Genomic DNA, 24,611 nt, shown 5'->3' with positions numbered 1-24,611 from the left:
CGAGCTCCATGCCGTCGCAGTCGCCGTGCTTAGCGGGCTGTCTGGCCACTCGGGACCGACGGTGGCGAAGCTCATCCCCGCCGCGTCGCGCAGTCCGGCCGCGCGGTCGGCCGCCAGGGCGCCGGTGAGCAGCCGCGACCCCAGGCACGGTACGCCGAAGCGCGCACCCTCCTCCTCCACGAACGCGGCCAGCACCAGTGGCCGGTTCGGGGCGACGCCCGCGGCGCGCAGTTCGTCCACGGCCAGGAACGCGCTGACGATGCCGAGCGGCCCGTCGTACGCCCCGCCGTGCGGCACCGAGTCGAAGTGACTGCCGGTCAGCACCGCGTCGGCGCCCTTGGGATCACCCCAGTGGGCGAAGAGGTTGCCGTTGCCGTCCTCGGTGACGGGCAGGCCCCGCCGCTGCGCCTGCGAGCGGAACCAGGCGCGCAACTCCAGCTCGGTCCCGGTCAGGGCGTAGCGCAGGTAACCGCCGCTGCTGTCATCCCGTCCGACCGGCGCGATCTCGTCCCACAGCGCCCGGAAACGGCTCGACAGGTCGTCGCTCACGCGGCGCCACCCTCCGCCATCGGCACCCGGACGCCGGTACGGGTGGCGACCTCACGGGCGATGTCGTAGCCGGCGTCGACGTGCCGGATGACGCCCATCGCCGGGTCGTTGGTGAGCACCCGCTCGATCTTCTGGCCGGCGAGGGCTGTGCCGTCGGCCACGCAGACCTGCCCGGCGTGGAGCGACCGTCCGATGCCGACACCACCGCCGTGGTGGATGGACACCCAGGAGGCGCCGCTGGCCGTGTTGACCAGCGCGTTGAGCAGCGGCCAGTCGGCGATGGCGTCGGAGCCGTCGGCCATCCCCTCGGTCTCCCGGTACGGGCTGGCGACGCTGCCGGTGTCCAGGTGGTCCCGGCCGATGACGACCGGGGCGGAGAGTTCGCCGGAGGCGACCATCTCGTTGAACCGCACACCCGCCCGGTCCCGCTCACCCTGGCCGAGCCAGCAGATCCGGGCCGGCAGGCCCTGGAAGGCGACCCGCTCGCCGGCCAGTTTGATCCACCGGGCCAGCGACTCGTTCTCCGGGAACAGCTCCAGGATGGCCCGGTCGGTGGCGGCGATGTCGGCCGGGTCGCCGGAGAGCGCGGCCCACCGGAACGGGCCCCTGCCCTCGCAGAACAGCGGCCGGATGTACGCCGGGACGAAGCCGGGGAAGTCGAAGGCGCGCTGGTAGCCGCCGAGCTGCGCCTCACCGCGGATCGAGTTGCCGTAGTCGAAGACCTCGGCGCCGGCGTCGAGGAAGCCGACCATCGCCTCGACGTGCTTCGCCATCGACGCCCGCGCCCGGTCGGTGAACTCGGCCGGCTTCGCCGCCGCGTAGTCGCGGGCGTCGGCCAGCTCCACGCCCACCGGCAGGTACGCCAGCGGGTCGTGCGCGCTGGTCTGGTCGGTCACGATGTCGATCTCGACGCCACGGCTGAGCAGGTCGGGGAAGACCTCGGCGGCGTTGCCGACCACGCCGACGGAGAGCGCGCGCCGATCCCGCTTCGCGGCGAGGACCCGCTCGACCGCGTCGTCCAGTGAGTCGGCGACCTCGTCCAGGTAGCGGTCGTGCACCCGGCGATCCAGGCGGGTCCGGTCCACGTCGACGATCAGGCAGACGCCGTCGTTCATGGTGACCGCGAGCGGCTGGGCGCCGCCCATCCCACCGCAGCCGGCGGTCAGCGTGAGCGTGCCCGCGAGGGTGCCGTCGCTCTGCCCCTGCCCGTCGCCGCGGGCGCCGGCGAGCTTGGTGGCCACGGCGGCGAACGTCTCGTAGGTGCCCTGGAGGATGCCCTGCGTGCCGATGTAGATCCACGAGCCGGCGGTCATCTGCCCGTACATGGTCAGGCCGAGCTGCTCCAGCCGCCGGAACTCCGGCCAGGTCGCCCAGTCGCCGACCAGGTTGGAGTTGGCCAGCAGCACCCGGGGCGCCCACTCGTGGGTGCGCATGACGCCGACCGGGCGGCCCGACTGCACCAGCATCGTCTCGTCCTCGCGCAGGTCGGTCAGCGTGCGGACCAACGCGTGGTACGACGGCCAGTCCCGCGCGGCCTTGCCGGTGCCCCCGTAGACGACCAGGTCGTCGGGGCGTTCGGCCACCTCGGGGTCGAGGTTGTTCATCAGCATCCGCAGGGCGGCCTCCTGCGGCCACCCGCGGGCGGTGAGCTGGCTGCCCCGTGCGGCACGGACGGGCTGGGTCATCTCTGGTCTCCTCCGGTCAACTGAGGAACAACTGTCGGCGGGCCGCGGAGGCTTCGAACGCCTCCAGCCGGCGCTGGGTGTCGGCCGGCGCGGCGTCGCAGATCGCCTGCAACAGCACCATGGCCAGGGTCATCGGGGCGGTGTGCAGGTCGAAGACGAGTTGGGCGCCGACCGCGGCGGGCAGCACCACGTCGGCGTGCTCGCTGGCCGGGCTGACCGGCGAGTCGGTGATCGCCACCACGGTCAGCCCGGCGGCGCGTGCCTCGCGCAGCGCGTCCAGGGTCTCCCGGGGGTAGCGGGGCAGCACGAAGGCGAGCACGGCGGACGCACCGGCCTCGGCGGCCTGCTCCAGGCGATCGGTGAGCATGCTGCCGCCGTCGTCGAGGACCCGCACGTCCGGGTGCACCTTGGCCGCGAAGTAGGCGAAGTACGCGGCCAGGGGCGCGGCGGCGCGCAGGCCGAGCACCGGCAGCGGGCGGCTGGCGGCGAGCAGTCGGCCGGTGGTGGCGATCCGGTCCCGGTCGGCAAGCTGACCGGCCAGTCGGTCCAGGTTGCCCATCTCGGCGCGTACCGCCTGCTGAAGTTCGTTGCCGGCGTCCGCCGGCCGGCCGGCGGCGGCGGTCAGGTCGCGCAGCCGGCGGCGCAGCGCCGGGTAGCCGTCGTGGCCGAGCGCGACGGCGAACCGGGTGACCGACGGCTGGCTGACGCCGGCCAGTTCGGCGACCTCGGCCGCCGACAGGTACGCCACGGCCGGTGCGTGCTGCACGAGGCAGTGTGCGATCCGGCGCTGGGTGGGGGTGAGCCGCACTCCGTCGAACAGGTCCAGCACCTGATCGACTGACGCTCCGGCAGCTCCTTCATTCATGCCGCGACTCTATGCATGAAAACTTTCAGAGGGCAAGGGATCGGCGAACCACTCGTTCCGCCGAGCTGTCGCTCCACCGACCGGCGGGACGCTGAGATGGCGTTACCTCTGTAGGATCCGCACGGCGGTTGAGCGGAGGAGTGGCATGCAGCCGGAGAGCCCGTACAGGTACACCCACATGTTGGGCGCGTGTCAGGTTGGTAAGGCCTGGGCCGCAGTCGACGGGCAGGGGCAGTTCGCCACCGTGGCCGTGTTGGACGGTGTCGCCGCGTCCGACGAGCGCTGGCGGGTGGCCTTCGGCAACGCGGCCAACGCGCTGGCCCAGGCGGCCGGCGGTCACCGCTACGCGGACGCCAACCTGACCGCCGCCCACCCGTGGGTGGCCTACCGGGCCGAGGAGGGGCACGCGCCGCAGCGGCTCTTCCAGAGCCTCGGCATGGACTACCAACCGGTTTCCGACCTGCCGGTCTCCGCGCCGCCCACGTCGGCCCCGCCCAGCTCCGCGCCACCCGCCCCGCCGGTGTCCGGTGTGCCGCAGCAGGCCAGCGGGCCGCCACATCCGGTCTCCGGTGCGCCGGAGCTGGTGGCGCACCCGCCGCAGCTCCCCTGGGCGATGCACACCAACCCGGTCTCCGGGCAGCCGGCGTCCGCATCTCCGCAGCCCGTCTCGGTTGCACCGGCATCGCCGGCGGCGGCGCAGAGCGAGACGGCTCCGGTCCCCAGCTACCCGGCGTCGTCGCCGTCCACATTCGACCCCCTGGCCGGGCCAGGTCGTCGGATCGCCCCCGTGCAACGGGAGCCGAAGCGGCCCAAGTGGGTCCTGGCGGCCGGCGCGCTGGTGCTCGCGCTGGTCGCCGGCACCGCGGGATTCTTCATCGGTGGCGCCGGTGGCGACGAGGAGCCCTCGACCTCGCCGTCGACCAGTGCCTCCCTTCCGCCGTACGAGGCGACGCAGCTCTCCCTCAACAGCGCCAGGTTCACCGGCGAGTTGGCGCCGCTGGCCAAGCCCTGGCTGCCCCGGATCGGCGGCTGCGTCTCCTACAACGGACCTGGCGCGCCGAAGCTGCCGGCAGACGAGAAGCAGCACGTCTTCTGCGACCACAGTGGGGCGTGGCTGCACTTCGTGCTCTATCCCGGCAAGACTCAGAAGGACACGGCACGTAAGTTCCGGGCGACACTCAACTTCTCCGGCGCTTCGCTGGCGCCGGGGCTGCGTGAGGCGACCCGCACGACCGGCGGTGTGACCAACACCGCCGGCAGCTACGTGGAGTACGCCTTCGAGGGCGAGGATGGCCGGCCCCTCTGCGGCCTCTGGTGGGACCCGGACGACACCAACAGCGCCTTCTACATCGAGACCCTGTGCGAAGAGGGCATGGGTGGCAACTGGGACGCTCTGCGGGACTTGTGGCGCCGCGGCAGTTGAGCGTGGACACCAACAATCGGGGGATACGACCGTTGGCCGACACGGTCAGGGGCATGGGACGCTCGGACCGCATCCTCAGTGGCGGCCTTGTCGTCCTGGCGGCTGCGTTCCTGGTGGCCGGCAGATGGGACCTCGCGCTCGCCGTCGGCGTCGGTGCCGTGCTCGGTTGGGTGCTGCTGGACCCGGTCCGTATCACCTGGGCCGTGTTCCTCGTCGCGTTCGCCATTCCGGTCACCATCGACTTCGGCTACCCGACCAACCCCTCGTACACGCTGCTGCTGCTCCTGTTCGTCCTCGCCGGCTGGGGGCGTCTGCACCGCGCCGAGCGTGACGGGTGGCGGCGGTCGGTCATCCTGGCCGCGCTCGTCCTGCCCCTGTGCGGGCTGGTCTCCGGGCTGGTGCACTGGCACGGGGCGAAGCCGATCGTCGTCGGTCTCTCGCCCCTGCTCTGCGTCGGCGTGCTGTGCTGGCATGTCGTCGAGGAAGCTCGTCGTGATCGGCGGCTGGTCATCCGTATCGCGGAGTGGCTCACCTGGTTCAGCGTCCCCGTCGCCGCCTTCGCGAAATACCAGACGCTGAGCCGGAGTTGGCCGATCTTCGATCAGCTCGCGTACCACTGGACCTACACCTCGGCATTCGACGCCACCCGCGCCGTGGGCATCTCGGGCCATCCCATCATCTACGGCACCTTCGCCATGACGATGGCTCTTGTCGCACTGACCATCCGGGGACGGTTCTGGTACGTCCCCCTCACCGCCAACCTGATGGGTCTGGTGCTGTCCGGCACCCGGAGCGCATGGGTGGGCATCGCCCTCGCGTTGACGCTCTGGCTGCTCCTGCGGTGGCGAACGATCTCCTGGCGGGGTGTGGGTAGCGCGATCCTCATCGCCGCGACCGCCTTCCTACTCGTCGTCGTCACGCCACCGGTCCCCACGATCTCCACCACCGCCGCACCCGGGCCGGTCTGGTTTCCTCCGGCACCGACGACCCCGACATCCGTGCCCAGCCCGGCCGCCTCGGCTCCGAGCCCGGCCACCTCCGCGCCGAGCCCTGCCAATTCAGCGCCGAGCCCGGCCACCTCCGCGCCCAGCCCGGCCACCTCCGCCCCGAGCCCGGCTACCTCCGCCCCGGGCTCCGCCGACCCCGCGCCGAGCCCCGCCACCTCCACGCCCGGAACCGCCGACCCCGTCGGCGGAGCCGAGTCGCGCCTCTCCGATCCGTTGCAGTCGGCCAGCGCGAACGCGCGCTTCGCCCGCATCAGCGTGGTCTGGGACGGCATCACGCGGAACTGGTCGACGGTGGTGTTCGGGAACGGACCCGAGTCCAATGTCCGATACCTGGAGACGGTCGGCATCGGCGACGGCGAGGCACAGGTTTTCGACAACTCGTACCTGACCTTCTGGTACAACTACGGCCTGCTCGGTCTGGCCTGCCTGCTGTCGCTTCTGGCGATCCTCTGGTGGCGTTGCCGGTCGGTGACGGCCCGCGTCCTGCTGGTGGCGCTCGCGGCGCAGGTGTTCTTCTTCGACGTGTGGCTGTGGCTCGGGGCGGTGATCGGGTTCGTCCTGGCGGTCGCACTGAACGGGGACGACCGGACCCCTTCGACGGGGACACCGGGGTTCGTTCCAGGAAGCCGGGGGCCGGAACGGGACCGGGCGCCGACCGGTTAGCCGGTGCGCCTCTCGCGCCCGCGGCTCACCCCTCGCTGATCAGCAGGACCGGTTCCACACCGTCGCTGGCCTGCTCGACCCGGTAGTCGGCGAGGACCGTCCGCCACGCGATCCCCTCCTCGCTCATGACGTGCGAGCGGATCAACCAGATCCGCGCGCCACCACGGCGTCCGGCCAGTGCCAGCGCCTGATCGAGGCCGGCACGCATGGCCGCCTCGTCACGGCCCTGAAGCACCACGACATCGGACCGGCCGGGCATCGCGACCCACCAGCCGACGGTGTTCCCGTACGGTGCGACCAGCTCGACCTTGTCGGACTTCGAGTAGAACGCGAAGCCGTACCACGCCGCGTTGTTCATGACGACGACGTCGTTCCTCGACCGGTGCGTGGCCACGTACTCGGTCGACGAACGGATGTCCGTCACGGAGATGGCGGTGTAGTAGAGGCCCGACTCGTTGCCGTCGAACCGGTACCAGCGGCCGTTCCTGATGGCGAACGTCCCGAGCAGGATCACGCAGATCGCGGCGGTCACCACGGTGGGCGGCACGCGAGGGGTCCTGCGGCGTACGAGCGTGGTCACGCCGTGGGCGAGGCCGGCGACCCCGATGCCGGCCACCGCCGCCGTCGTGACGAGAAGGAAATGCGAGGTACGCAGCTCCAGCAGTGGATAGGACCTCGCGACCCCCAGCGTTGTCACCGCCAGCGGCAGCAGGAGCACCGCGGCCGCGGCGGCGGGGCGGTCCTGCCGGACGAGGGTCAGCACCCCGGCGACGAGCAGGCCGCCGACGACCAGAGCGGGTGCGCCCAGCACCGGAGTCAGGTCGTCGAACTGCCGACTGAGGTGGCCGGGCAGTTCGGTCAGGCTGGGAAAGCTGTCGGCCCAGAACTGTTGCATCGCCTCGTTTCTGCCCCGCGCGGAGATGCCGAAGTAGATGAGGGTGATGATCGCCGTGCCGCCGACACCTGCCGCGGCCACCTCCCGGAGCCGCGCCCATTCCTGCCGCAGCGCGGTGACCAGCAGCATCCCACCGAACACGCAGGGGGCGACGATGGCGGTCACATGGCTGATCAGCATGCTTCCGGCGACGGTGGCCGTGAGGACGGCGAGGCGCCTCTGCGACCAGGTCTGCTCCGTCCAGGCGGCCAGCGCGAGCAGGACCACGGTGACGGCGGCGTCGGCGGTGTACTGCTTGAGGTCGTGCCGGATCTGCTGGGCCGGCAGCAGCAGGACCGCCGTGCCGCAGACGAGGCCCGCGACGATCCCCAGTCGCCGCGTCGGCCAGCCCAGCAACCGTCCGAGCGCGTACGAGGCGCCAACCGAGAGCCCGTGGAACGCCAGCGGCACCACCCGCAGGTAGTCGGTGTCCGGCACCAGCCGCAGCAGCAGGCTCCACCCGAGCGGCGTCGACGACGTCACCGCCGGCAGGTCGCTGAGCGGGAGCCGTACCGAGAGCGCCACCCACGCCTCATCGAGCCAGTACGACGCGGTGAGCATCGTCTTGACGTCGTGGACGACCGGGATGAGGGCCAGCAGGACGGCGACGGCGATCACGTCCGCGGGGATGGGACGGCGGCGGGGCGGAGGCGTCGCCGACGGAACGACGCGAGTCACGTCCCCGCGCGTGAGCTGTGCTACCACCACGCGGATTCCCATCCCTCGTGCGGATCGGCTGGACATCATTCTCAGACCTGACAGCGTGGCCGGAAAGAGCGGATCGCAATTCCGGCCTCAACCAGACGCCGGTGCCGCGGTGACGCCCGGGTGCGGCGCGTCACCGGCCGCGCCGTCACCTTCTGGCGGCGCCGGTTCGTCAGGTCGATCGCGCAGAGCGGCGGGCGTCCAGTCCTTGAGCCGCAGCGCCGGCCTCTCGACCAGGTGCCACGAGAGCATCGCGAAGCCGACACTGACCAGGGCGCTGGCCAGAAAGAAGCCGATGAGGCCGACCGCCTGCACGCCGACCTTGGCCATGACCTGTTGTACGACGAACGAGTAGATGTAGATCCCGTACGAATAGTCGTGTTGTCGTCCGATCCGGTGCAACGCCTTCGGCAGCCGCACGGCGAGCCAGAGGATGACGTACGCATAGGCGACCAGCCCCGGGCCGAAGAAATTCCCACTGACGGCGATCCAGCCGAAGACCACGAGTGCGAGCACACCGAGTGGGTCGCTGATCGGCAAACGGTCAGAGTACAGCTCAGCGACCCCGCCGAGGAGGAACATGAATCCGAACCAGAAGAGGTCGTTCTTCTCGAGCACCCCGAGCAGCGGCAGCGGCTCGACCGTCCCCGTCGTCCAGACGCCCTGCCCGTCGTTGCCATGCAGGAGATAGTTCCAGCAGGCGACCCCGAGGACGGCGACGGCGGCGAGCAGCGGCAGCCAGCGCAGCTGCCGGCGTAGGATGGCGAGAGCCGCCAGGACGGCCACCAGGAGATAGCAGAAGAGCTCGTAGGCCAGCGTCCACAGTGACCCGTTGATGGTGTTGCCGCCCTGCCACCGCCAGTACGGTGTGTCCCCCTGCAACAGGTCGGCGATCCCGAGCTGGCGGAGGCCACCCCACCAGTTCAGCCGCAGGTAGTCGAACACGCCGCCGGGGCTCCGCCACAATCCGTCGACCGTGCCGTGTCGATCCAGGTGGAGCAGGGGTGCCACGACCAGGCCCGTGAACAACAGACAGACCCACAGGCCCGGCCAGATCCGCAGAGCCCGATGCCACAGGAAGCGGGGGACCGAGCTGCGCCGGGCGGAGCGGACGATCAGGAAACCGGAGATCGTGAAGAAGCCGGCCACCGCTACGTCGCCCACGTCGACCCGCGGCATGAGCGGACGTCCGAAGCCGAGCGCGGCCGAGTGGGAGAGCACCACGGCGAGCGCGAACGCGAGCCGGAGTGCCCCGAAACTGTTCGCCCGCCCGAGATACGTCGAGGCCAGCGGCTGCGACACCGTCGCTCGTCGCAGCGCCCGCCGGACGGACATGAGCGAGGGCGACACTAGCTCGACGTCGCCGGCCACGCTGGCGTCGGCGCGGGTTCGCCCGGGCCCCGCTGCTCCGGCACCGGCGAACCGATCAGGCGCGCTGCCAGCCGGTGCCGCCGAGAGGCCGGAGGCAGTCCGATCACGAACTCGGGAAACATGCCGAAGAAGGTCCTGGCGCTCCGCAACTCGAGGTTGTGCGCCCGCGACCACTGGAACGAATTCGTCGCGCGAGCCCAGTGGTGGGTCCAGCGGACGTCGCCGAGCAGAGCGACAGGATGCTTGTTGCGCCACGCCCGCAGTCCGAGCTCGTGGTCCTCGTAGTAGAGGAAGAACCTGTCGTTCCACCCACCCATCGCGATGAAGTCGGCGGTGCGGGCGGCGACCGCCGCGCCCATGACCCAGGCGACGTAGACCGCCTCACCGGGAGCCGCCACCACCCGGTAGCTCGCGTGCAACTGGGACAGCGGCCAGATCCTGCGGTTGCCCAGCTTGGCCGTGGCGTAGGGGAAACCCCGCCCGTTGGGTTGGGGGATTCCCTCCGCGGAGAGCAACTGGGGGGCGACCAGACCGCCGTGGACGCCGAGGTGCCGCCTGAGCACGTCGAGACCGCCAACCCCGACCTCGAGGTCGGGGTTGGCGAACAGAACGTACGCGCCCGCCGCCTCACGTACGCCGACGTTGTTGGCCCTGGAGAAGCCGACGTTCTCCGGCAACCGGATGACCCGGGCGCCCAACTCCTCCGCCACGGCGACCGAATCGTCGGCGGAGCAGTTGTCGACGACAATCCACTCGAAGGGCTTGTGCGCGTTGCCCCAGCATCGCCGAAGCGTGTCCGCGGAGTTGTAGGTGACCGTAACGACACTCCACTGGTGTCCTGCCATCACGCGCTCCGAACTTTCAGGTAGCTGAACAGGGATGCGAAGCCGAACCGTTCGCCCGTCCACTGCCTACGGGCGGCGGGCGCCTCCAGCAGGCCACGTCCCACACCGCGCAGGAAGGGCCGTAGCAGCCCCTGACGGGCGCGACGGGCGGCCAGCGCCAGGTGCGCCAGCGCGAGGATCGGTATCGCGACGAGCATCAGCGGCCACGTGAAGGTCCGCGCGGCGACCAGAAGCCGATTGCGGGCCAGGAGAAACGCCCGGAATCCCTGCAGCTTGTTGTCGCCCTCGACGCTGTGGCCGCCGGCGTGCGGAAGCATGAGGTCCAGCCGGTGCGTACGCAGGCCCGCCGCGTAGAGGCGGAAGGCGAGGTCGGCGTCCTCGCCCCAGGCGAACAGGTGCTCGTAGAACCCGCCGAACCGGTGAAAGAGCGCGGTCGGGAAGACGGCCGCGCCGCCGGACGGGCCGAGTGGGCCGCGCGGAGCCGACGCCGACCGGTCGATGAAGAGCGAGACCGGGTGCAGGTCGATCCCGACGTATTCGCCGCCGTGCATTGCGAGGCCGACCGCGATGGGACGGTCGGGGTCCGCCTCGATGGTGGCGCAGATACGCGCCAGCGCGTTCTCCGGCAGCCAGACGTCCGGGTTCAACAGCAGCACGTGGCTTGAGGTCACCGCCGCGACGGCGCGGTTGCAGCCCGCCGCGAAGCCGGGGTTCGACGAGTCGGGGAGGTACCGGTACCTGTCGTCGTCCAGGCAACCGGCGATGACCTTCGCGGACTCGTCCTCGGGCCAGTTGTCGGCGAAGACGAATCTCACCGGCAGTCCGTGGGCGGCGCGTACCCAGGTCGGGAGAGTCTCGGCGAGCATGCCGCTGGACCGGTAGAGCACCGTGACGATCGTCAGTGTCTCTGCCACTGCGACACCCCCCTCATCGTGTGCTGGTCGCGTAGGGACAACCGGACGGTCGGCGGCGCGCTCGTCACAGCAGGGACCTGTACAAGCTCTGCCACCGCCGCACGCACCGATCGAAGGCGTACTCCTGGGCGTACCACTCGGCCACCCGCTGTCCATCGTGGACCGCCCGCCGGTCGACGGCCTCTCGGATCGCCCCGGCCAGCGCGACGGGCGTGAGGTCGGCCCGGAACGCCAGGGTGCCGGTGGCGTGCCGGGTGACCTCGGCCAGACCGCCGGCTCCGGTGTGCACGACGGGTACGCCCAGGCTCAGCGCCTCCAACGCGCTGAGCCCGAACGACTCGACCCGCGACGGCACCACGAGGCAGTCGATCCGTTGGAGGAAGTCCGCGGCCGTGACCCGGCCGACGAGGTCGAGGTTCGGCCGGGCGGCGATCGGCAGTGAGCCGGCGCCGGCGATCGTGAAGTCCACGTCCGGGAGGAGGGCGGCGATCTCCGACAGGAGGTCGGCCCCCTTCTCCTTCTCCAGCCGGCCGAGGAAACCGACCACCGGCCGTCGACCCGGCTCCGGCGTGTGCGCGGGCTTCGGGGCCGGCCAGGTGGCGGGCAGCGGGTTCGGGATCAGGTGGATGTTCCTGACGCGGCCGCGTTCCCGCAGCTCGGCGGCCTCGAACTCGGACACCGCCACGGTGGCGTGCGGCCGGGCGCGACGCATCGCCAGGTCCAGCGTGATGTTGGACTGGATGAGGGCCTTCTGCTGCAGTGACGCGGCGGTGTCCCGGTACTGCCAGAGGCTGTTGTGCAGCGTGACGACGAGGGGGGTCCGTCTGCGCTCCATGCTCAACGCCGCCCGGGAGTGCATCGCGGCGGACAGCAGGTGGGCGCAGACCACGTCGGGTTGCACCTCGTTCACCAGGCGGCGGATCTCCCGGGCGTACGCCAGGTCGATCCGGCTCGTCGCGCTGAGCCCGACCCAGGGCACCCCGGCAGCGCGCAGCGCGCTGCCCACCTCGTCGTCCGAGGTCGCGGCGATGACGTCGACGCCTGTCCGGGCGTGCGCCGGAATGATTTCGGTGAGGATGCGTTCGGCGCCACCGAGCTGCCGCCGTCCGGAGCCACCGGTGGTGCACACGAACAACACCTTCACGAGGCACGCAGCCCCTCGACCGCGCCGCGTGCGATGGCGCGGCGGACCGGGTTACCGCCCACCGCCGCGCGCAGCAGCACCCCGCACACGTACGCCGTCGTGGCGATCCGCCCGCGTCGGCCGCCCATGTCCCGGCTGGCCCGGATGAACTCCCGGGTACGGCGTTGGGAGATCTCCTCGTCGGACCAGCGCCGCTTGGCGGTCGCGTCGTCCTCGTGCATGATCACGGCCTCCGGCACGTACGCCAGCCGCATACCCCGCCGACGCACGGCCCAGCACAGCCGCATGTCCTCGGAGTAGAAGAAGGATGTCTCGTCGACGCCGCCGATGGCGTCGAAGGTGCTCCGCCGCATGGCCACGAAGGGCCCGGTCAACCAGTCGGCCTTCTCCGGTGGTGCGACGATCCGCAGGTTCGGCAGCACGAGGCTCAACCCGGTGGCGTGGGCGAGGCCGACGCCCATGCTCAGGAACCGCCCGCCCTCCGTCTGCGACACACCCGCCGGTGTGACCACACCGGGGAACGCCGCACCCACCGTCGGGTCGTCGAGGGCGGCCAACAGCCGGGTCACGGCATCGGCGTGCACGATGATGTCGTTGTTGGAGAGGATCACGTTCGCCCGGGTCGTGTGGCGCACGCCGAGGTTCATCCCCCGCGCGTATCCGAGGTTCGAGCCGGACTGGACGTACCGGACGCCCTGCTGGGCGCAGAATCCGCTCAACGCCTCCCGGATGTGCGGGGAACTGCCGTTGTCCACGACGACGATCTCCGCCTCCGCGGGCAGCGACAGGACACACGCGCGGGTGCGCTCGAAGTCCTCCCACGCGAGGACAACGATCGAGACATCCATGTCACACCGTCCCATGGTTCGGCGACTGCGCTCGTCGCAGGCTCGCTCTGGAGGCGAAGGCGTGTACGGCGTAGGCGAGGGTCGAGGCGAGCGCGGCCCCGATGACACCGGCCCACGGGATGATCGCGAAGTACGCGGGGATCGCGACCGCCAGGGTGATCATGGCGACCACGGTCGTCGCCCGCTCGCCCCGCCTCTTCAGCAGCAGGGCGCTCCAGCTCTTGCCGGCGGCGGTGGCCAGCGAGCCGGGCAGCAGGACAAGGCCGAGGATCCAGGCGTGCCGGTACTCCGGCCGCAGGTAGCCCAGCACGGCGAGCCCGAGAACAGCCGCCAGGGCGACCGGCAGGGCCGCCTTGACCACGGCTCGGGTGGGGTCGGGCCCGTCGGCGCCGTCCCGGCTGGCGAGGATCCGCTGCGCGCGTACGACGGCACCCGCCTGCGCGAACTCCAACGCGGCGACGGCCAGGGCGTAGACGCCGAGCGGTCCGGCGCCGACGAACCTGGCCACCAGGATCTGGTTGAACCGCAGCGTCATCATCTGGGCGAAGATCCCGAGGTGGAGGTTGCCGACGGCGGCCATGTCGGCCCGGTACTCCGACACGGTGGCCTCCGGCGTCGGCGTCGGCCCGATCCGCCGGGCCATGCCCAGCACCAGGGCGCACACGGCCAGCGCGCTGAGCCACTGCACAGCGAGCCACACCATGCTCCACAGCCCGCCGTCCAACTGCCCGGCGAGGTAGAGGGCGATGTAGCCGCCGACCAGGACCGCGCCGCTCACCGCGCGCATCGCGTAGACGTGCAGGAAGCTCTTCCGCCGCAGCGCGATCGACGAGACCGTGTTGAAGATGGTCAGGCCCGCCGCCGACCCCACCCCGACCAGGTAGCTGCCGATGCCGGCCACGGCGATGAGCAGCCCGGCGGCCACGGCGGAGAGCAGAATCGACGCGGCCAACATGGCGAGGACCCAGCGACGGCCGCGGGAGAACACCCAACCCCCCGGGCGGGAGAGCAGGAACGTGTCCAGCGACAGGCCACCGATGGCCGCGCCCAGCGTCGCGCTCACCATGTTCGCGGAAAGCTCACCGCGCTCCGCCGGCGGCAGCGCGACCGACAGGACCGCGGCCAGGCCGGTCAGGCCGAGGGCGCCGATGTAGAGACGCTCGGGTGCGATGAGCCGCCGGAGCAGATCCGCCGCGCGCCGACCGGGGGACGGTGTCGGATCGGCACCTGACGACGGCCGATCAGCGTTGACCAGCGACACGCCGTTTCGCCCCCCATATTTGCGATACGCGCAGTACGACGAGTCGTACGCCGCTGGTGATTCTTACCGGACGGCTGCTCACCTGCAATCGCCCGGGCGGCTGACCGTAGCCCTCGAATCCCTTCCGGGTCGACCGAACGGTCGTTGACCCGACGGCGGCTGCGGCCCGAGCCGGTCAGCGACCGCCGGCGCGGAAGACCTCCGCGACAGTCCGCAGCACCACCTTGACGTCCAACCACAGGGACCAGTTCTCGATGTAGTAGTTGTCGAACCGCGCCCGGTCGGAGATCGGGGTGTCACCCCGCAGGCCGCTGACCTGAGCGAGGCCGGTGAGCCCCACGGGGACGCGGTGGCGGGCCGCGTAGGTCGGGTACTCGGCGGAGAACTTCTCGACGAAGTACGGCCGCTCCGGCCGGGGACCGACCACGCTCATGTCGCCGCGCAGGATGTTCCACAACTGGGGCAGCTCGTCAAGTGAGGTCCGGCGCAGGAACCGGCCGATCGGCCCGACCCGGTGGTCGTACGCGATTGACCAGTTGGTCTGCGACTCGTGCTCGCTCACCGGGTGCATGGTCCGGAACTTGATGACGTTGAACGGCCTGCCGTACCGGCCGATCCGCTCCTGGTGGAAGAAGATCCCCGGGCCGCCGTCGACGAATGTCGCGATCGTGCAGAGCAGCAGCAGCGGACTCAACAGGATGAGGGCGAACGCCGCGAACACGATGTCGGACGCCCGTTTGACCGCCCAGCGGGGACCGGTGAGCGCGATGTCCCTGATCTTGACGATCGGGAACGCTCCGATGTGGTCCGGATAGCCGCTGTGCGAGCGGGAGCCCCACAGGCGGGGCACCGCCCAGAGGTCACATCGGGAGCTGTGGGGACGCAGCAGAGTCTCCATCAGCGTGGACTCGTGGCAGTCCGGATCGGCGATGACCAGCACCTCGCACTCCAGCAGCCGGACGAGGTGTTCGAGGTCGGACAGGGTGCCGCTCAACGGCAGCACCTCGGTGCCCTGGCGGGACGGGGCGTCGACGCAGCCGACGAACCGCAGGCCGTACTGCGGGTAGCGGCGCAGCAGGCGGGCGAGCTCGACGCCGATCGGCCCACCCCCGACGATTATCGCGTTGTGCTCCGCCCAGCGACGCTTGCGGGACAGGACTGTGAACGCCCGGCTGGCCGCCCGCCCGATGATCACGAGCCCCGCCGACAGCGCGACGCCCCGCATGAACCCGCCCACGTACGTCACCGAGGAGTGCCGCTCCGCCGCGATGATCGCCACCATCGCGGCGGAGGCCAACAGGCGCCCACAGAGGCCGGGCAGCTCGTCCAGGATGCTCACGTGCCGGCGCGGCCGGTAGAGGCCTCCGGCGGCGAAGAGGGCCACCGTCAGCGCGGCGTTGGCCAGCGTGCCCTTCCAGTAGTCGTGGCTCAGCACCAGCGGGGCGACCAGCGCGACGACGTCGACGGGCGCGGTCACCATCCACGCCCGCAGCCACCGGGTCCGCGACGACGTGCGGGAACGGGCGTACGGCAGGACGGCGGTGGTGCTCAGGCCGGCCGGCTCCGTCTCGGACTCCGGCTGCCGGGCTTTCGGGACGGGTGGGGCACCGTAGAGACGGCTCCCGTCGCCTGGCTGGTCGAACTGCCCCTGGTCGATGGGCGCTACCGGTGACTGGCTGGTCGTCGGCTGGCCTGACACTTGTGGACCTCCCCGTGAATGCCCGTCAAAGACCACGACCAGAAGGGCGACCGAACTTTACGATCGGCCGGGGCGTGCCACCATGGCCGGCAAGCCAGTTCCCTCTCCTACTTTGCGGCGGACAGAATCTCCGGCACGTCGTCGCTGCGCACCGCCTCGAAGACCCGCGCGGCCTTTTCCTTGTCGGCCAGGACCACGCTCTCGCTGCCGATCATCCCGGTGCCCTTCGTGGGGCAGGTCAGGAACGTCAGGTTGCCGCTGCGCAGCTCACGAAGCTCGGACGCGAGGTCCAGCAGGTTCAGCGACTTGTCGACCGCCACCGCGTCCGCGGTCGCCTTGACGAAGGAGTTGAGTTTGGCCGGGTTGGCGAGCGTTCCGCCGGACGCCGCCTTGTCCAGGATCGCCTTGATCACCTGCTGCTGGTGCCGGATCCGGGCGAAGTCGCCATCGGCGAAGGCGTGGCGTTCGCGGGCGTAGTCGAGTGCCGCGGCGCCGTCCATCCGCTGCCGGCCGGCGTGGAACGTCCGGCTGCCGTTGAGCGCGTACAGCGTGGTGAAGCCCTTCTCCACGTCCACGTCGATGCCACCCAGGGCGTCCACGATCTCCTTGAAACCGCCGAAGTCGACCATCGTCACGTGGTCGACCCGCACGCCGGTGAACTTTTCCACCGTCTGCACCATCAACGGAACGCCACCCCACGCGAACGACGCGTTGATCTTCGCGTCCCGGCCGCCCCGTCCCTGCGCCGACTTCGGCACGTTCACCCAGGTGTCCCGGGGAATCGAGATGAGCTGAGCGCTGGAGCGGTCCTTCGGAAGGTGGGCGAGGATGATGGTGTCGGTGCGGGAACCGGAGTCGCTCTCCGGGTCACGTGAGTCGCTGCCGAGGATCATGATGTTCATGGCGCCCTTGGCCTTTTCGACCACCGGCGGGCGCTCCGCCTCCGGCACGCCGTCGAAGGCGTCGACGCGCTCGATCCCGTTGTTGATGGAACGGAAGTACAGCCCTCCGGCGAGCACGCCGCCGCCGGCCAGCAACGCCAGAACCACGAGGGTGATCAGAGCGACCTTCTTCCAACGGCGACGCTTCGGAGGCGCCTCCTCCGTTGGTTCCGGTGCTGACTGCGCCGCGATGAACTGGGTTTCGGGCTCCGCGTACTTTTGGCGATACCGCATGTTCGCGATGCTACTGATTTCGCGTTACTGTCACGTACCCCCGATGGTGCCCTGACGGGTCCGCTTGACGACTAGAAGTTTTTCCCACGAGCGGTGGCTCGAACCTGGTATGAAGCAGCCGTGGACCCCACGAAGCTGCGCCGGGCCATCGCCCGTACGCCTCTCGCCCCCGTCGCCGCCTTCCCGAAGCGGCTCGCTCGGGTCGCCCGCCACGACGCGAAGGTGCTCCGCGTCTCGGCCCGCTGGCTGGTGACCTCCAGGGAGCACCACAACTACACGTACGAGCTCACCAAGCTCAGTCGTAACCACCTGGCCTGGTTCGTCAGCGTGGTCTGCGACCGGCCGGTCAAGCAGGTCCGCGCGTGGATCGACGAGATCGAGTCCGACCAGGCGCTGCGTCAGCACATCGAACGGGCCACCGCCGGCGCTGCCCGCCGGGGTCTCGCCGACAAGCGGGTCCACTACGCCCGCCGGGTCGGCTGGTACGCGATCGTCCGGGCCGCCCGTCCGGCGCACGTGGTCGAGACCGGTGTCGACAAGGGACTGGGCACCTGCGTACTGGCGGCCGCCCTGCTGCGTAACGCGCAGGAGGGCCACCCGGGCCGGGTCACCTCGCTGGACATCAACCCGGAGGCCGGTTACCTCGCCGCCACCGCGCCCTGGTCCGAAGTGGTCGATCTGGTGATCGGCGACTCGATCGCCTCGATCGGGGCACTCGACCGCCCCGTCGACCTGTTCCTGCACGACAGCGACCACAGCCGTGCCCACGAGAAGCGCGAGTTCGACGCGGTGGAGCCGAAACTCGCCCCCGGCGCGATCCTGCTCACCGACAACGTGACCAGCACCAACGTGCTCGCCGAGCACGCCGAGCGCACCGGCCGACGGTTCCTCGCCTACCGGGAGAGCCCGGCCAACCACTGGTACCCGGGCGACGGCATCGGCGTGGCATGGTAGCCGGGTGCGACTGACCTCGATTCACACGTACCCCGTCAAGGGTTGTCACCGGCTCGACCACGACGGCGCGTTCGTGCAGCCGTGGGGCCTGGTTAGCGACCGGCGCTGGATGGTGGTGGACGCCGACGGCGTCGGCGTCACCCAGCGGGAGACGACCGGGCTGGTCGGCCTGCGCGCCACCGTGCGCCCGGGGGGTCTGACGCTGCGCGCCGACGGGCAGCCCGACCTCGACGTGCCCGAGCCGACCGGCGGCGACCCGGTCCTGGCGCGCACCTTCCGCCACCGCGAGATGTCGGTGCCCGCCGTGGCGGCGGGTCCCGCGGCCGACGCCTGGCTCGGCGCGCTGCTCGGCCGGCCGGTCCGGCTGGTCTGGCTGGCCCGGCGACCCGCCACCTGGCCGCCGACAGCCGCGAGTACGACACCGGCGACCAGGTCAGCTTCGCCGACGCCTACCCGCTGCTGCTGACGAACGCCAGCTCCCTCGACGCGCTCAACGGCTGGCTGACCGAGGCGGGGGAGGAGCCGGTGCCGATGGCCCGGTTCCGGCCCAACCTGGTGGTCGACGGAGCGCCGGCCTGGGCCGAGGACGGCTGGGCCGGCCGGTCGTTGCGCGTCGGCGGCCTGCGGATGCGCGCCGCCGGGCCGTGCGACCGCTGCGTGGTGACCACCACCGACCAGGAGACCGGGGTACGCGCGAAGGAGCCACTGCGCACCCTCGGGCGCTACCGCAACATCCGCCAGAAACTCCTTTTCGGACTGCACCTCGTTCCGCTCGACAGTGGACCGATAACCGTGGGCGACCAGGTCGTCATGGAGCCCTGACCGGCCGGGTCTTGTCGCCGCCCGTCGCGGCGATCGATGATGGTCGAGTCTGGAGGTGGTGACATGGCGGTCACACATCAGCCGCGGGTGGCCTGGGACACGGCCCGGGCGATCGTCGACGCGACACGCGACGAGGAGCTGTTCGGCTGGCTCAGCGTTCAGCTGGGCGACCTGCTCGGCCCCGCGTACCAGGACTCGCTCGACGCGACACGGGACCAGCTGCGCCACGATCCGGACGGCGTCCGCGCGTCGGCCGAGGCGGGCCTGTGGCGGACCCGCGTGGAGGACCTGCTGCGCGCCCGACCGGAGCTGGCGGGGGAGTTGCGGGGCCTGACCACGCTGGCCGCCGGTCTGCTGCGGGAACGCTCCGGTCACCGTCCGTCGACGCTGTCTTAGCTTTGGCTTAGCCCGCTTGTCCGGGCACTCCCGGGTCCGGCACCATCGCCGTCGTGACGGACGGAAGCGCTCCCGCGGTCGTCGACATCGACATCGACCTGGACCGGATTCCCGCGGACGGGCCCGCGTCCCCGTCCGGTCCGCTGCCCTGGCTGGTCGCCGCCGGCGTCACCGTGCTCGCGGCGGCGCTCGGGCTCACCCTGGCGCTGCGCAACGGCTCCACCCCGGCCTGCGCCGCCGGCCGCACGCTCGTCGCCGCGCCGCCCACCGGCACCGCCACGCACAGCGGCAAGGCCACCTTCTACGACTCCAACGGCGCCGGCGGCAACTGCTCGAACCCGGCCGCGCCCGCCAACCGGCTCTACGTCGCGCTCGGCCCGACCGAGTACGCGGCCGGCGCCGCCTGCGGCGGCTTCCTCGACGTGACCGGCCCGAAGGGCACCATCCGGGTCCTCATCATGGACCAGTGCCCCGAGTGCGCGTCCGGGCACCTCGACCTGTCCCGGGAGGCGTTCGCCCGGATCGCCAACCCGGTCCAGGGCCAGGTCCCGGTCACCTATCGGGCGGTGGTCAACCCTCCGCTGCCCGGCCCACTCACCTTCCGGATCAAGGAGGGCGCGTCCCAGTGGTGGTTCGCCGTTCGGATCGGCAACCACGGCAACCCGCTGCGGACCGTGGAGGTCCGCCAGGGTGACGACGGCCCGTGGCGGTCGACTGCCCGGCAGGACTACAACTACTGGCTGATCCCGTCCGGCGCCGGAGCGGGCCCCTTCGACGTCCGGGTCAGCGACGTGTACGGCAACCGGGTCACCGTCTCCGGCATCCGGATGGCACCCGGCCAGATCCAGACCAGCGCGGTCCGGATGTACCTGCCCGGCCCGGCGACCAGACGGCCCTCCACGTCGGCCCGGCCACCCACCACCCGAGCCGGCGGTACGCCGACGCCGGCCCGCCGCCCCGCCGAGGTCGCGAGGGCGAGCGCACCGGCCGCCGAAGGGCCGTCGACGCGTCCGGCCGGGGCGACCGCCCGCTGGTGCGGCTGATCGTCCGGTCAGTCGGTCGGTGTCAGGTCGAGCCACATCAGGATCTCGTCCCGGTCGTCACCGGGCGCGACCCGCAGCGCGCCCGGCAGCCGGCCGATCTCGCGGTACCCGAGGCGGCGGTAGAAAGCGTCCAACCCCAAGCCGTCGCGCACCGTCACGTGCATCGCCTCGTGGCCCATCTCCCGGCCCAACCGGGCGGCCTCGCGCATCAACGCCACGCCGTACCCGGTGCCCTGGGTGTCCGGGTGGACCATCACCCGCTTCAACACGCACCAGTGCGCCTTGAGCGGGAACCGGTTGTCGCAGATGATCAGCATGCCGACGAGCCGGTCGCCGGCGTACCCGAGCAGCAGCCGGTCCGGCCCCTCGGCGATGCCGGCGAAGGTCGGGTCGGCGATCGTACGGACGTCGGCGGCGGTGACCGGCGGCACGAAACCCACCGCGCCGCCAGCGTTGCTGACGTCCGTCCAGAGGGCGACGATCTCGGCGCGCAGGCGCGGTGTCAGGTCGGGGTCGAGGACGAAGCGCAGACTCACGGCGCCCATCCTGACCCGGTGACCGGGCTCGCGGCCCGCGATCGTGACGCTGCCGACAACCAGCTCCGGGCGCAGGGTGCTCGTTGACCTGTGCGGGAGAGGGGATTCGAACCCCCACATCCTTCCGGATACAGGTTCCTAAGACCTGCGCGGCTGCCGTTACGCCACTCCCGCCGACCCGCTGAGTCTAAAGCGTCCGGCCTCGGTGGTGTCGAGCCCCGGGCTCCTCCGGACGCTGCCGCCCGGCACGACGCTCAGTCCAGGCCGAGGTCTCGGCGGAGTTTGGCGACGTGCCCGGTGGCCTTGACGTTGTAGAGCGCCCGTTCGATCTTGCCGTCGGCGTCGATGACGAAGGTCGAGCGGATCACGCCGGTCACGGTCTTGCCGTACAGCTGCTTCTCGCCGTACGCGCCGTACGCGGTGAGCACGGACCTGTCCACGTCCGACACCAGCGGGAAGGTGATCGCGTCGCGGTCGCGGAACTTCGCCAGCTTCTCCGGCTTGTCCGGGGAGATGCCGACGACCTCGTAGCCGGCCGCCTGGAGGCTGGCGAGCGAGTCGCGGAAGTCGCAGGCCTGCTTGGTGCAGCCGGGGGTCATCGCCGCGGGGTAGGCGTACAGGACGACCTTGCGGCCGCGCAGGTCGGCGAGGGAGAGCTGGCCGCCGGTGTCGGTGGGCAGGGTCCACTCGGGGGCGGGGTCACCGGGGGAGAGGCGGTCGGGCGCGGTCATGGCCCGACCCTACCGCCGAGCCGGCCGGTGCCGCCTGCGCCAGCGCGCCGAAGGCGTCCCCGCGACTCGCGTCCGGCGCGGCCCCCGGCGCTGAAGTGATCAAGGCCATGCGTTGTTGCCAGTATCTGGCAACAACGAGGTTTGGGAAATAGGCTGACCCCGCCGGCCCGCACGGGACCGCTGACGCGTGGAGGTCGCGTGGAAACACTGGCGATGCACATCTCGAACGGGATCATCAACGGCCCCGTCGCAGCGGTCTTCGCGGCACTCGCACTTGCCGCGCTCACCTTCTGCGTCCTGCGCGGCCGACGCGACCTGGACGACCGGCTGGCGCCGATGGCGGGCCTGGTGGCCGCGTTCATCTTCGCCGTCCAGATGCTCAACTTCCCGATCTTCACGGCCGGGGTGAGTGGCCACCTGCTCGGTGGCGCGCTCGCCGCGATGCTGGTCGGCCCGTGGGTCGGCGCGCTGTGCGTGGCCGTCGTCCTCATCGTCCAGGCGCTGATCTTCGGCGACGGCGGCGTGGCGATGCTCGGCCTCAACATCACGAACATGGCGCTGCTCGGCACCGCCGCGGCCTACCTGCTGATCGCCCTGCTGTTGCGGGTGCTGCCCCGTACGCCCGCCGGCCTGGCGGTGACCGCCTTCGTCGCCGCCATGGTCAGCGTGGTGGTCGCCTCCCAGGGCTTCGTCGCGCAGTACTGGCTCGGCGGCACCACCGATCTGGGTGGCAACCTGGCCGGTCTGGCCGGCACCATGGCCGGCGTCCACCTGCTGATCGGCATCGGCGAGGGCCTGATCACCGCGACCACCGTGCTCACCGTCGCGAAGGTGCGCCCCGACCTGGTGTACGCGCTGCGCTCCCTGCGTACGCCCACCACTCCCGCCGTCCCGGTCGCCGGAGGTGTCCGATGAAGAACCGCACCTGGGCCTTCCTGGCCGGCGGCCTGCTGGTCGCCCTGCTGCTCGCCGGGGTGGTCAGCAACTACGCCTCGTCCCACCCGGACGGGCTCGATTCCTCGCTGCTCAAGGGCTGCACCGTCGACGCCGACGACAACATCGTCGGCGGCAGTTGCCCGGCCCAGCAGGCTCGGGACCACGAGTTGGCCGACAGCCCGCTCGCCGACTACGGCGTGCGTGGCGTGGAGAACAGCTTCGTCTCCACCGGCCTGTCCGGGGTGCTCGGGGTGCTGGTGACCTTCGCGATCGGTGCCGGCGGTTTCTGGCTGCTGCGTCGCCGGGGGGCCGCGCCGACCGACGGTGACGCCCCGACGACGGCCGAGGGTGACGATGTGACGTCCGCCGACGATCGGCGCCACGCCGGCGCCAACGGCTGAACAGGGGTACGCGGATGGGTGCCGGTCACGGGCATGTGCTGTACCGCGAGTCGGACTCGCCGGTGCACCGGCTCCCGCCCGAGGTCAAGATCGTGGCGATGGTGGTCTTCACGGTCGCCGTGGTGGCCACCCCGCGCGAGGCGTTCTGGGCCTTCGGCGCGTACGCCCTGCTGGTGGCGGCGGTGGCGGCGCTGGCCCGGGTGGGGCCGCGATGGCTGCTGAGCCGGGCGTTGATCGAGTTGCCGTTCGTGCTGTTCGCCGTCGCGCTGCCGTTCCTCGGCGCTGGTGAGCGGGTCGACGTGCTGGGCCTGCGGTTGTCCGAGGACGGGCTGCACGGCGCGTGGAACATCCTGGCCAAGGGCACGCTGGGCGTCCTCGCCTCGCTGCTGCTCGCCGCGACCACCACCACCCGGGACCTGATCGTGGGACTGGACCGGCTGCGTTGCCCGCAGGTGCTCACCCAGATCGCCACGTTCATGCTGCGTTACCTCGACGTGCTGGTCGGCGAGGCGCGACGGATGCGGGTGGCCCGGATCTCCCGGGGCGACGACCCGCGGTTCCTGTGGCAGTTGCGCGGGTTCGCCGCCGGGATCGGTGCGTTGTTCCTGCGCGCCTTCGAGCGCGGTGAGCGCGTCTACCTGGCGATGCTGTCCCGGGGATACACCGGGCGGATGCCCGCCGTGTGGCAGGGCGAGGGTGCGGCGAGCGCCGGCCAGTGGCTGGTGGCGGCGACCGTGCCGGTGGTGGCGGCCTCCATCGCCGCCACCGCCGTCGTGCTGACATGATCGGTGCCGTGCAGACCGCTGTCTCGCTGGACGTTCGTGGCGTCCGGTACGCGTACCCGGACGGGCACGTCGCCCTGCGCGGCGTGGACCTGACGGTGCCGCGCGGAGACCGGATGGCGCTGCTGGGGCCGAACGGCGCCGGTAAGACGACCCTGGTGCTGCACCTCAACGGCATCCTCACCGCGACCGAGGGCGGCGTGAGCGTCGGCGGGCTGGCCGTCACGCCGGACCGGGCCACCCTGTCCGAGGTGCGCCGCCGGGTGGGCATCGTCTTTCAGGACCCGGACGACCAGCTGTTCCTGCCCACGGTGGCGGAGGATGTGGCGTTCGGGCCGGCCAACCTTGGTCTGCGCGGGGCGGAGCTGTCGGCCCGGGTCGACGAGGCCCTCGCCGCGGTGGGGATGGATGAGCACCGGGACCGGGCACCGCAGCACCTCTCGTTCGGGCAGCGTCGCCGGGTGGCGGTGGCCACCGTCCTCGCCATGCACCCGGAGATCCTGGTGCTGGACGAGCCGTCGTCGAACCTGGATCCCGCGGCCCGCCGTGAGCTGGCCGAGATCCTGCGCGGACTGCCGGTGACGCTGCTCATGGTCACCCACGACCTGCCGTACGCGGCGGAGCTGTGCGAACGCTCGGTGATCCTGGACAACGGCCGGATCGTCGCCGACGCCCCCACCCGCGACCTGCTGGCGGATTCCACCCTGCTGGCCCGCCACCGCCTGGAACTTCCCTACGGCTTCACTCCGCCGGCGTAGCCCCGCGCTCCGTGGCCTCGACCAGCGGTGCCGCCGCGGCGGCGCGGGCGGCGGCGTGTAGGCGGAGGATGCCGGCGGCTGTCGCGCCGGCGCCGGCGACCAGCACGGCGGCCACCATCACGCGGCGCCGGCGACCAGCACGGCGGCCACCATCACGCGGGCGG

General features: G+C 71.4%; 24 protein-coding genes, 1 tRNA gene and 1 pseudogene. 10 read left to right on the top strand and 16 right to left on the bottom strand.

Annotation, left to right across the window (positions count from 1 at the left end):
• The 3 genes from JNW91_RS17280 to JNW91_RS17270 all read right to left on the bottom strand — a co-directional run.
• The coding region (locus tag JNW91_RS17280; protein WP_309244400.1) for a M20/M25/M40 family metallo-hydrolase at positions 1–549 on the bottom strand (549 nt) is incomplete at its 3' end.
• The gene (hutU, locus tag JNW91_RS17275) at positions 546–2,234 is read right to left on the bottom strand and encodes a urocanate hydratase (protein WP_203176468.1); all 1,689 of its coding nucleotides are present in this window, start codon (positions 2,232–2,234) and stop codon (positions 546–548) included. The genes hutU and JNW91_RS17280, both read right to left, overlap by 4 nt.
• A 16-nt stretch (positions 2,235–2,250) precedes the next feature.
• Positions 2,251–3,099 carry a MurR/RpiR family transcriptional regulator gene (locus JNW91_RS17270; protein WP_203176466.1) on the bottom strand — a complete coding sequence of 283 codons (849 nt, stop codon included), beginning with the start codon at positions 3,097–3,099 and terminating at the stop codon, positions 2,251–2,253.
• A 145-nt stretch (positions 3,100–3,244) separates the two neighbouring features.
• Here JNW91_RS17270 and JNW91_RS17265 point away from each other — a divergent pair, with 145 nt between their 5' ends.
• Entirely contained in the window at positions 3,245–4,522 is a 1,278-nt protein-coding gene (locus tag JNW91_RS17265; RefSeq protein WP_203176464.1) for a hypothetical protein, read from the top strand.
• Positions 4,523–4,575: 53 nt separating this feature from the next.
• Positions 4,576–6,192, top strand: coding sequence for an O-antigen ligase family protein (locus tag JNW91_RS17260; protein WP_203176462.1), 1,617 nt, complete (start codon positions 4,576–4,578; stop codon positions 6,190–6,192).
• 25 nt (positions 6,193–6,217) lie between these two features.
• On the opposite strand, the gene JNW91_RS17255 is transcribed toward JNW91_RS17260, so the two are convergent.
• From JNW91_RS17255 to JNW91_RS17215, 9 genes are all read right to left on the bottom strand, one after another.
• Positions 6,218–7,744 carry a hypothetical protein gene (locus JNW91_RS17255; protein ID WP_203176460.1) on the bottom strand — a complete coding sequence of 509 codons (1,527 nt, stop codon included), beginning with the start codon at positions 7,742–7,744 and terminating at the stop codon, positions 6,218–6,220.
• A 177-nt stretch (positions 7,745–7,921) separates the two neighbouring features.
• Positions 7,922–9,133, bottom strand: coding sequence for an acyltransferase family protein (locus JNW91_RS17250; RefSeq protein WP_203176453.1), 1,212 nt, complete (start codon positions 9,131–9,133; stop codon positions 7,922–7,924).
• A 47-nt stretch (positions 9,134–9,180) separates the two neighbouring features.
• On the bottom strand, positions 9,181–10,047 hold the full coding sequence (locus JNW91_RS17245) for a glycosyltransferase (RefSeq protein ID WP_203176452.1): 867 nt from the start codon (positions 10,045–10,047) through the stop codon (positions 9,181–9,183).
• Complete coding sequence (locus JNW91_RS17240; RefSeq protein ID WP_309244399.1) at positions 10,047–10,961, bottom strand: glycosyltransferase family 2 protein; 915 nt, start codon at positions 10,959–10,961, stop codon at positions 10,047–10,049. Before JNW91_RS17240 ends, JNW91_RS17245 begins: the two co-directional genes overlap by 1 nt.
• Positions 10,962–11,025: 64 nt before the next feature.
• A complete protein-coding gene (locus JNW91_RS17235) occupies positions 11,026–12,090 on the bottom strand; it encodes a glycosyltransferase family 4 protein (RefSeq protein WP_309244398.1) in 1,065 nt (354 codons plus the stop codon).
• 11 nt (positions 12,091–12,101) lie between these two features.
• A complete protein-coding gene (locus tag JNW91_RS17230) occupies positions 12,102–12,953 on the bottom strand; it encodes a glycosyltransferase (RefSeq protein WP_203176446.1) in 852 nt (283 codons plus the stop codon).
• A 1-nt stretch (position 12,954) separates the two neighbouring features.
• Positions 12,955–14,214: a lipopolysaccharide biosynthesis protein gene (locus JNW91_RS17225; protein ID WP_309244397.1), complete on the bottom strand. Its 1,260-nt coding sequence runs from the start codon at positions 14,212–14,214 to the stop codon at positions 12,955–12,957.
• A gap of 175 nt (positions 14,215–14,389) precedes the next feature.
• Entirely contained in the window at positions 14,390–15,694 is a 1,305-nt protein-coding gene (locus tag JNW91_RS17220; protein ID WP_203176470.1) for a sugar transferase, read from the bottom strand.
• A 326-nt stretch (positions 15,695–16,020) separates the two neighbouring features.
• Positions 16,021–17,088, bottom strand: coding sequence for an LCP family protein (locus JNW91_RS17215; protein ID WP_203176444.1), 1,068 nt, complete (start codon positions 17,086–17,088; stop codon positions 16,021–16,023).
• Positions 17,089–17,208: 120 nt separating this feature from the next.
• Here JNW91_RS17215 and JNW91_RS17210 point away from each other — a divergent pair, with 120 nt between their 5' ends.
• The 4 genes and pseudogenes from JNW91_RS17210 to JNW91_RS17195 all read left to right on the top strand — a co-directional run bounded on the left by JNW91_RS17210 (position 17,209) and on the right by JNW91_RS17195 (position 20,303).
• Entirely contained in the window at positions 17,209–18,042 is an 834-nt protein-coding gene (locus JNW91_RS17210) for a class I SAM-dependent methyltransferase (RefSeq protein ID WP_203176442.1), read from the top strand.
• 4 nt (positions 18,043–18,046) lie between these two features.
• Positions 18,047–18,864: pseudogene (locus tag JNW91_RS17205) on the top strand (MOSC domain-containing protein).
• A gap of 63 nt (positions 18,865–18,927) precedes the next feature.
• The gene (locus JNW91_RS17200; RefSeq protein ID WP_203176440.1) at positions 18,928–19,260 is read left to right on the top strand and encodes a hypothetical protein; all 333 of its coding nucleotides are present in this window, start codon (positions 18,928–18,930) and stop codon (positions 19,258–19,260) included.
• A gap of 53 nt (positions 19,261–19,313) precedes the next feature.
• A complete protein-coding gene (locus JNW91_RS17195; RefSeq protein WP_203176438.1) occupies positions 19,314–20,303 on the top strand; it encodes an expansin EXLX1 family cellulose-binding protein in 990 nt (329 codons plus the stop codon).
• Between the two features lie 8 nt (positions 20,304–20,311).
• On the opposite strand, the gene JNW91_RS17190 is transcribed toward JNW91_RS17195, so the two are convergent.
• The 3 genes from JNW91_RS17190 to bcp form a co-directional block, all read right to left on the bottom strand.
• Positions 20,312–20,848: a GNAT family N-acetyltransferase gene (locus JNW91_RS17190; protein WP_238425157.1), complete on the bottom strand. Its 537-nt coding sequence runs from the start codon at positions 20,846–20,848 to the stop codon at positions 20,312–20,314.
• A gap of 82 nt (positions 20,849–20,930) precedes the next feature.
• Positions 20,931–21,013 (bottom strand) — tRNA-Leu (locus JNW91_RS17185).
• Between the two features lie 80 nt (positions 21,014–21,093).
• Complete coding sequence (gene bcp / locus JNW91_RS17180) at positions 21,094–21,570, bottom strand: thioredoxin-dependent thiol peroxidase (RefSeq protein ID WP_203176434.1); 477 nt, start codon at positions 21,568–21,570, stop codon at positions 21,094–21,096.
• A gap of 198 nt (positions 21,571–21,768) precedes the next feature.
• On the opposite strand from bcp, the gene JNW91_RS17175 reads away from it, so the two are divergent.
• Genes JNW91_RS17175 through JNW91_RS17160 form a run of 4 tightly spaced genes read left to right on the top strand, consistent with a single transcriptional unit; the run spans position 21,769 to position 24,447 of the window.
• Positions 21,769–22,485, top strand: coding sequence for an energy-coupling factor ABC transporter permease (locus JNW91_RS17175; RefSeq protein WP_203176432.1), 717 nt, complete (start codon positions 21,769–21,771; stop codon positions 22,483–22,485).
• The gene (locus JNW91_RS17170; RefSeq protein WP_203176431.1) at positions 22,482–22,907 is read left to right on the top strand and encodes a PDGLE domain-containing protein; all 426 of its coding nucleotides are present in this window, start codon (positions 22,482–22,484) and stop codon (positions 22,905–22,907) included. The genes JNW91_RS17175 and JNW91_RS17170 overlap by 4 nt, the downstream gene beginning before the upstream one ends.
• 14 nt (positions 22,908–22,921) lie before the next feature.
• On the top strand, positions 22,922–23,692 hold the full coding sequence (gene cbiQ, locus JNW91_RS17165; protein ID WP_203176429.1) for a cobalt ECF transporter T component CbiQ: 771 nt from the start codon (positions 22,922–22,924) through the stop codon (positions 23,690–23,692).
• Positions 23,689–24,447: an energy-coupling factor ABC transporter ATP-binding protein gene (locus tag JNW91_RS17160; RefSeq protein ID WP_203176427.1), complete on the top strand. Its 759-nt coding sequence runs from the start codon at positions 23,689–23,691 to the stop codon at positions 24,445–24,447. Before cbiQ ends, JNW91_RS17160 begins: the two co-directional genes overlap by 4 nt.
• On the opposite strand, the gene JNW91_RS32410 is transcribed toward JNW91_RS17160, so the two are convergent.
• Positions 24,431–24,611, bottom strand: a 181-nt coding sequence (locus JNW91_RS32410; protein WP_238425156.1) for a hypothetical protein, incomplete at its 5' end; no start/stop codon positions are given. The genes JNW91_RS17160 and JNW91_RS32410 overlap by 17 nt on opposite strands.

Origin of the sequence: Micromonospora parastrephiae, assembly GCF_016802865.1 — a bacterium.
Taxonomy (GTDB): Bacteria; Actinomycetota; Actinomycetes; order Mycobacteriales; family Micromonosporaceae; genus Micromonospora; species Micromonospora parastrephiae.
Note: the sequence above shows the minus strand (reverse complement) of the source record. Positions and strands in the feature narration are given on the sequence as shown.

Bases quoted from the DNA above. Each gene is read 5' to 3' on its own strand.
- hutU (WP_203176468.1), bottom strand. From the start codon at position 2,234: ATGACCCAGCCCGTCCGTGCCGCACGGGGCAGCCAGCTCACCGCCCGC.
- JNW91_RS17270 (WP_203176466.1), bottom strand. From the start codon at position 3,099: ATGAATGAAGGAGCTGCCGGAGCGTCAGTCGATCAGGTGCTGGACCTG.
- JNW91_RS17265 (WP_203176464.1), top strand. From the start codon at position 3,245: ATGCAGCCGGAGAGCCCGTACAGGTACACCCACATGTTGGGCGCGTGT.
- JNW91_RS17260 (WP_203176462.1), top strand. From the start codon at position 4,576: ATGGGACGCTCGGACCGCATCCTCAGTGGCGGCCTTGTCGTCCTGGCG.
- JNW91_RS17245 (WP_203176452.1), bottom strand. From the start codon at position 10,047: ATGGCAGGACACCAGTGGAGTGTCGTTACGGTCACCTACAACTCCGCG.
- JNW91_RS17230 (WP_203176446.1), bottom strand. From the start codon at position 12,953: ATGGATGTCTCGATCGTTGTCCTCGCGTGGGAGGACTTCGAGCGCACC.
- JNW91_RS17220 (WP_203176470.1), bottom strand. From the start codon at position 15,694: ATGGTGACCGCGCCCGTCGACGTCGTCGCGCTGGTCGCCCCGCTGGTG.
- JNW91_RS17215 (WP_203176444.1), bottom strand. From the start codon at position 17,088: ATGCGGTATCGCCAAAAGTACGCGGAGCCCGAAACCCAGTTCATCGCG.
- JNW91_RS17200 (WP_203176440.1), top strand. From the start codon at position 18,928: ATGGCGGTCACACATCAGCCGCGGGTGGCCTGGGACACGGCCCGGGCG.
- JNW91_RS17190 (WP_238425157.1), bottom strand. From the start codon at position 20,848: ATGGGCGCCGTGAGTCTGCGCTTCGTCCTCGACCCCGACCTGACACCG.
- bcp (WP_203176434.1), bottom strand. From the start codon at position 21,570: ATGACCGCGCCCGACCGCCTCTCCCCCGGTGACCCCGCCCCCGAGTGG.
- JNW91_RS17170 (WP_203176431.1), top strand. From the start codon at position 22,482: ATGAAGAACCGCACCTGGGCCTTCCTGGCCGGCGGCCTGCTGGTCGCC.
- cbiQ (WP_203176429.1), top strand. From the start codon at position 22,922: ATGGGTGCCGGTCACGGGCATGTGCTGTACCGCGAGTCGGACTCGCCG.
- JNW91_RS17160 (WP_203176427.1), top strand. From the start codon at position 23,689: ATGATCGGTGCCGTGCAGACCGCTGTCTCGCTGGACGTTCGTGGCGTC.